Annotated in this window: 2 protein-coding genes; both read left to right on the top strand. The window is 58.5% G+C overall.

What is annotated here, in order from left to right; translation table 11 throughout:
• On the top strand, positions 1–5,451 hold a 5,451-nt coding region (locus LBK75_07930), incomplete at its 5' end, for an S-layer homology domain-containing protein (GenBank protein ID MDR1158219.1).
• A gap of 256 nt (positions 5,452–5,707) precedes the next feature.
• Positions 5,708–6,928 (top strand): amino acid permease (locus LBK75_07925; protein MDR1158218.1); only part of this gene is annotated, 1,221 nt, incomplete at its 3' end.

Genomic DNA, 6,928 nt, shown 5'->3' with positions numbered 1-6,928 from the left:
ATCACCTACACCCTGCCCGCGAACAGCGACGGACTGCGCCTTGACGACAAAGGCGCGGAGCGGTATCTGACGGCGACCGAACGGCAAAGCGATTACTTCGCGCAGGATATTGTCTACCTTTATAACGACAATCCGTATGAACGAGCCTACAAGCTGCAGGAGGGAACAGGCATCGACTTGGGCGGCGGCGTGAAAGCGGACATTACCAAGGATAATTACATCGGCTGCGTCGGCTACGATGTGCGGCTCACATGGCCCACAGGCGGGACGTATCCGGCCAATATCCAAATCCCCATTTTGGGGGAGGATGTGGATTACAAGCCGGCCCGTTTCGACGGCGCCGCCCCCAATCACACGAACCCGGCCAGGTTTGAGAGCGTCACCGTATCCGGCCAATTCAGCGCCGACACGATTGAAAAAGACGAGATATATCTCGTGGTCTACGAGCCGAACAGCGCCTACGTCAGCGGTTTCTCACCCATTCTGAATACTTACAAAATCGACTGGGATAAGGCGGGAGGCTCCATTACCCCCGCTTCCGGGGACGACCCGGCGACCCTGACGCTGAACCTGAAAGCCTCCGGCGCGGTAGAAACCGGCGCGCCCGCGTTCAGCGATATGGGCGAGACGAATGTATACGAGAACGGCTCCGTTATCGGCACAAAGCCAAACACCAAACGAGCCTGGGGCATACAGGTCGGCTACCGTCCCTTATTCACTTCAAATGCCGGCTCGGGGGTCGAATACGGCAGCGGCGGCAAGGCCACCCTTGCTTTCAACCTGCATACGGCCGAGGTCAACTACGCCGCGCCGCCCAAATACTATATGAGCATCGTGCGCAACAGTTGGAACGAGTACGCCATGAAGATCGGCGCGACGGAAGCGGAAGTGCAGGGCAGCGGAGCCTATCCCATTACCGTGTTGACCTTCTATAACGAAAGGGGCTTCTTCGCCGACGACCCCGCGAACCCGGCCATGGTGCAAATCTCCGACGAGGGGGCGCAAAAAGTCAGCTTTAACGGCGCCATGTTCCTCGAAACCTACGGCTTGGGCACGCTGAAATTCACCAAAGACAGCGCGGGCATCCATATGGAAGCCGAGAATATGCGGCTGCAAGCCCTGAACACGCCTATCTTCGTTCCCAGTTATATGTTCAAGGAAAGCCGCACGCTGATGATGCACATGTATAACGGCACGCGGTATTCGCTCAACCCCGCCGGCTCCGACAAGCCGGTCACCTTCGCGCCTTGGGGCGACATCAGTTTGGAAATCGCGGGCTGGACGGGTTTTGCCGCCGGCATCGATGAGATACAGGTGACTAAAAACATGATCAACGTCAAAGGCGGTCTGTGGATGACATGGCCTTTTGCCCAAGAGCCTTTCGGCGGTTTCGGCGTGGAGCGTCTGGAACTGGAAATCAATAACGGACAGGATCATTTCGCGGAGTTTCGCGGCATCGAGGCGGAGGGCGGCTTGACGCTGCCCCAACTCTACATCATGGGCGGGAGCGCCTACGCTCGCATCAACACCTTTGAGAACGACTATTACTTTGAAACGGACGCTTCGATAGGGCCGGCAAGCCTCGGCGGCTTCCTGCACCTGAAGGAATCCGAGCGGCTGGGCATCTGGCTGCCCAACAGCTTCTACTTCGACTTCGACCTCGGCGAAGCGGGCGTGCCCTTGGTTCCGCCCGCCATTGTGGCATGGATCACCGGCGTTTCCGGCGGCATCAGCAATATGGTGGACACCATCGACTACGACTGGCGCACCACCTTCTTCCCGCCCATTACGTTTACGGTCGGCGCGCACTTCAAGCTGGTGCAGCTCCTGAGCTTCCACGCGGAAATCACCAGCGGCTTCTACAGCATGGTAGGCACGCTGTCCGGCAGCGTGGAAATCGGCAAGGTCGGCGTCGATTTTCTGGACTACCTGACCTTTGAGTTCGGCATGTTCAACGAGCCGAAACGGGCGGGTTCCAACTGCTCGCGTGTCTTCGCCAAGATCGGCGTACACGTCGGCTTGGCCCTGTCCAACCAATATGTGCAGGATATCATCAAAGGACAGCTGGGCGGCGCTTTCGGGCTGAAATTCGACAACCCCCTGCAAACGGGCTGGGACGCCATAATCTCCTATATGGAGGATCAAAGCACGAAACTCACCCCGACGGATCTGATCAATCTGTTTGCCCTCGAATACGCCGGCTACGCCTATGGCGGCTTGGAGGTCAACTTCCCGCAAATCTTGATTTTCGGGCCCTTTCATCTTGCCAGCGTATATTCTCATATGAATTTCAGCGTCAAACTCAATATTCAGCCCGAGGGCCTGGGCACGGCCTCCGCCTGGGTCGCGGGTCGCGCGCGGCTGCTGGAAGATCTGCGCGGCTGGTTCGCCTATAATATGGGGAACGAATACTTAGCCTTCGGCCACGGCGACCTGCCGGACTACTACGCGAATCTGGCCGGCGTCACCACGTACAGCATGATGTCGATGTCGGCGGCCTCCGACCCGGCGAACGAACTGGGCGAAGGTCTGCGGGTGTTGGCGGATACGGAAACCTCCGGCGGCGCCTTCTCGCCGGCGCAGGATACCGGAGCCTTCTCCCTGTTTGCCGCCGCGCCGCCGAGCATAGCCGGAACCAAGATATACAGCGGCAAGGAGGGCGACATCTTTACCCGGCGCTTCACGTTGCCCAACGATAGCGCGGATTACTTCCTCGCCGTCCGTCAGCTCGAAGCCGGGACTGACGCGGATCTGCGGCTTTACGCACCGAACGGCGCGGAAATCACGCTGAACGTGTGGGGCGCGGAGGACACCGTGAATGAAAACGATGCCCGTTTCGTCTACAATACTCTCGCCGGCAGGGATGAGAACGGCAACAGGACGTGGCTCATCGCCCTGCCGGAGGACACAAACAAGGTCGGCACAGGCGAATGGATGCTGAAATCAAGCCGCGACGTGTCCGTGCAGCTCTGGCAGCAGGACGCGATGCCCGGAATCGGCGGCGTCGCCCTGAGCGGAAGCACAAGCACAAACGGAAAAGTCAGCCTAAACAAAGATACGCTTACGATTGACTTGGAAAACCTCAAGCCGCAGGGCAGCGGGAACGGGCAGCAGAATTACCAATACTCTGTGGACTTGGTGCGCCGCGCCGCCCCGGACGGCGAAGCGCTGACAACCATTCAAGTTCCGCTCAGTACAACCAATTTGGGCGGCAAAGATCAAGAGAATAACACAGCGGCAGTCGGCGATTACTACGGCGATGTGGGGCAGGGCAGCGGCAGCGACTATGATTCCAAAACCCTCACGGTAACGCTGAACGCCTCCATATTCCCGGACGACGCGACGCCCGGCGATTACTACCCCGAAACGGTACTCTACCGCTATTACGGTACGGATGCCGAGGGCGTGGAGCAGCGCATGCCTTTAGACCGGATGCCGAGCTACGAGGCGGTAAAAGTGACGAACAGCACTTTCGCGGACGCGACTGTCGGCAACCTGACGGCCAAGGCCGGACAAAACCAAAGCATAGAAGTTACCTTTGACGGCGTTTCAAAGGATGATACGGATTATGCGACCTTGAAATCCGCAGGGTACCTGATTACAGGCTACACAGTCGCCGCCTATGGTGCGGACGGACTGCCCGCGCAGGCAATGCCCGCCGCCGTGTCCGCGAGCGAAGGGAGTTCGGCGGGGCAGCCCGGGTATGTCACCGGCGGGCTGACGCTCTCCTACGACAGCGCACAGGATGGCAGCCCGAGTCTGCCCGCCGGCGCGGACGACAGCCACACCGCGATTCTCACCGGACTTACGCCGGGGCAATACACTGTGGGCGTCACGCCCGTCTTCGCCTCCGAAGCGAACATCGCCGTGCAGAGCAACGGCGTTGAAACGAGAAGTTCCGGCGCTGTGGAAGTCAAAGCGGCGGTCACACCGACGCTGACGCTGAATCTCACCGGCGGCGTAATACAAGACGGCGACGGAAAAAATACGATTCTCTGCGTCAGCCCCGGTTTTGAATTGACCGTCGGCACAGCCGCCAATGCGGACATTAACATTATCCGCTACCGCGACAAAGAGGAAATGGCGTCGGTAAAAGGCGCGCAGGCCCTCACGCTGTCCGCGCAGGATTATTTCTCCAAAAACAGCGCGACTGTGAACGGCGAGCAGGTTATCGGCGGCTACGAAACCCTGATGATTACCGCCATAGACAGCGCAACGCTGGGCAGCGTTAACCAAGTCGTCACCGTCGTGCCGGATTTGACGCCGCCCACGCTGATTGTGGACAATCTGGCGGGAGACGCGCGCGTCATCGCCACCACGGATGGCAATTTCACTGTCAAAGGGCGCACCCAACCCGGTCTTACCGCGAGTTTGTTGAACGCCGCGGCGCCGACGCAAGCGACGGCGGACGACGAAGGGCGATTCTCGCTGAAGGGTACTCTGCCGCAGAGCAGCGACGGACAAATCGCGGTTTCCGTAATGGGGGCATCCGGGCTTACGGCGTCACAGACGCTTAAAGTCGAGCAGGTCGGCGCGGAGGACTTCACGGCCTTGGAACTGAGCCCTGCGGATACGCTTACCATGACACAGGGCGACACTCTGGCCTTGACGGTGCTTGGCGTGAAAGCGGATGGCGGTAAAATCAGCTTATCCCCGAGCAGCCTGACCTTCACCGCGACCGGTTCCGTGACGGTTGACGCGAGCGGCACACTGACAGTCACGGGTACGGGCGCCGGAACAGTCGCCGCCAAACTGGGAACGTTGCAATCCAATACGCTCCGGATTCAGGCGCAGGCGAGCGGCGGCGCACCCGGTCCGAGCGGAGGCCCATCCGGTACGGGACGCCCGGAGCCGGTTGACGAACTTAAAGACGCCGCGCCCGCAGACTCGCCGGCTGTCAACCCGTTCACCGATATAAGCGAAAGCGCGTGGTACTACGACGATGTGATGTTTGCCTATACCCGCGGCCTCATGGTCGGCACAACGGCGGACCGGTTCAGTCCGGGTACGTCCATGACGCGCGGAATGATCGTTACGGTGCTTGGCAGACTCCACGGCATAGACACAAGCGGATTCACCGTCGGCACATTCAGCGATGTGGACGCCGCCGCCTACTACGCCGCCTATGTCGAATGGGCGCGCGAGGCCGGCATTGTGAACGGCGTGGGCGGCAACAATTTCGACCCCGACGCGCCGATTACAAGACAGGATTTGGCGGTCATCCTTTACAACTACATTCGGTTCACGGACAAAGAGCTTCCCAAGAAACGGGAATATGAGATGTTCGCTGACGACGCTGACATTGCGGCTTACGCGAGCGAGGCGGTGAACGCCCTTTACACGGCCGGCGTTATAAACGGCAAGCCCGCCAATATATTCGACCCGCGCGGCATGTCCACCCGCGCCGAGGTCGCGGCGGTGCTGCACCGGTTCTTTAGGTTGCAATGGTGACAAACTTGATCTTCGAAATACGGTATCGGAAACGGTTCAAAAATGACGGTTTCGAACCGATATTGATACCGATCGTTCCGCATTCAGCGTCCTGCGGCTTGCCGCAGGACGTTTTTCTCGATTGGCATGATCATTGCTTATAATTTTTGCGTGAATGATATGAAAATCCATATCCGTTTTGCAGTTGCGCCCATACGGGGCGCATCGAGACAAACGTTAAAAGTAGGGGAATTTAAAAAGGGGGTATGACACAATCATGGGCACTAATGAAGATACCGGTCTTAAGCGTGGGCTTAAAGTCAGACACGTGAACATGATCGCAATAGGAGGAGCCATAGGAACCGGCCTGTTCGTCGCGGTCGGCGGCTCGTTGCATGAGGCCGGCCCGGGAGGCGCGCTTTTGGCTTACGGCGTCATCGGGATTATGGTTTTTTTCTTAATGACAAGCTTAGGTGAAATGTCCACCTACATGCCTGTCACAGGTTCTTTCGAGACCTATGCCACAAAATTCGTGGATCCCGCGTTGGGATTCGCGCTTGGTTGGAATTATTGGTATAATTGGGCAATAACAGTAGCGGCCGAATTGGAAGCCGGCGTTATCGTGATAAGCTTCTGGCGCGGCAGCATGTCGCCTATCGAAAAGATACTCTGGAGCGCCGGTTTTCTGCTCGTGCTGTTCCTGCTGAACTTCTTCTCCGTAGGCGCTTACGGCGAAAGCGAATTCTGGTTCGCCGGAATCAAGGTGATCACCATCGTCGTGTTCCTAATCGTCGGGCTCTTGATGATTTTCGGGGTAATGAGCGGACCCTCGCCGGGCTTCGCGAACTGGACGATAGGGGACGCGCCGTTCCCGGGAGGTTTTGCGGCAATCATAAGCATATTTATGATTGCGGGATTCTCTTTTCAGGGCACCGAGCTCATCGGCGTGGCGGCCGGTGAGGTGGAGCATCCCGAAAAGAGCATTCCCAGAGCCATAAAGACGGTCTTTGTCCGCATCATGCTGTTCTACATCGGAGGCATTCTGGTCATCAGCTTCCTCCTGCCATACAACGATCCCAATCTGCTTCACACGGGCATAGAGAACGTGTCGATGAGTCCGTTCACGCTGATATTCCACCGCGCGGGCATAGGCTTCGCGGCGGCGCTGATGAACGCCGTAATACTGACGTCTGTGCTGTCCTGCGCGAACTCCGGCATGTACGCCTCGACGCGTATGCTGTACTCGTTGGCCATGGAGGGCAAAGCGCCCGCGGCCTTCAAGAAGGTAAACAAGAGGGGCGTGCCCGTTCTCGCGCTCTGCCTGACCACGGCCATCGGCATGGCGGCCTTCCTCGGTTCACTCGTGGGCGAAGGCACCGTGTACCTCTGGCTCGTGAACGCTTCCGGCGTGGCGGGCTTCATCGCTTGGCTCGGCATAGCCATAAGCCATTACAAATTCAGAAAGGCATTTATCGCTCAGGGCCACAACCTGAACGAT

This window comes from Oscillospiraceae bacterium, from assembly GCA_031265355.1.
Classification (GTDB): Bacteria; Bacillota; Clostridia; order Oscillospirales; family UBA929; genus JAIRTA01.
Note: the sequence above shows the minus strand (reverse complement) of the source record. Positions and strands in the feature narration are given on the sequence as shown.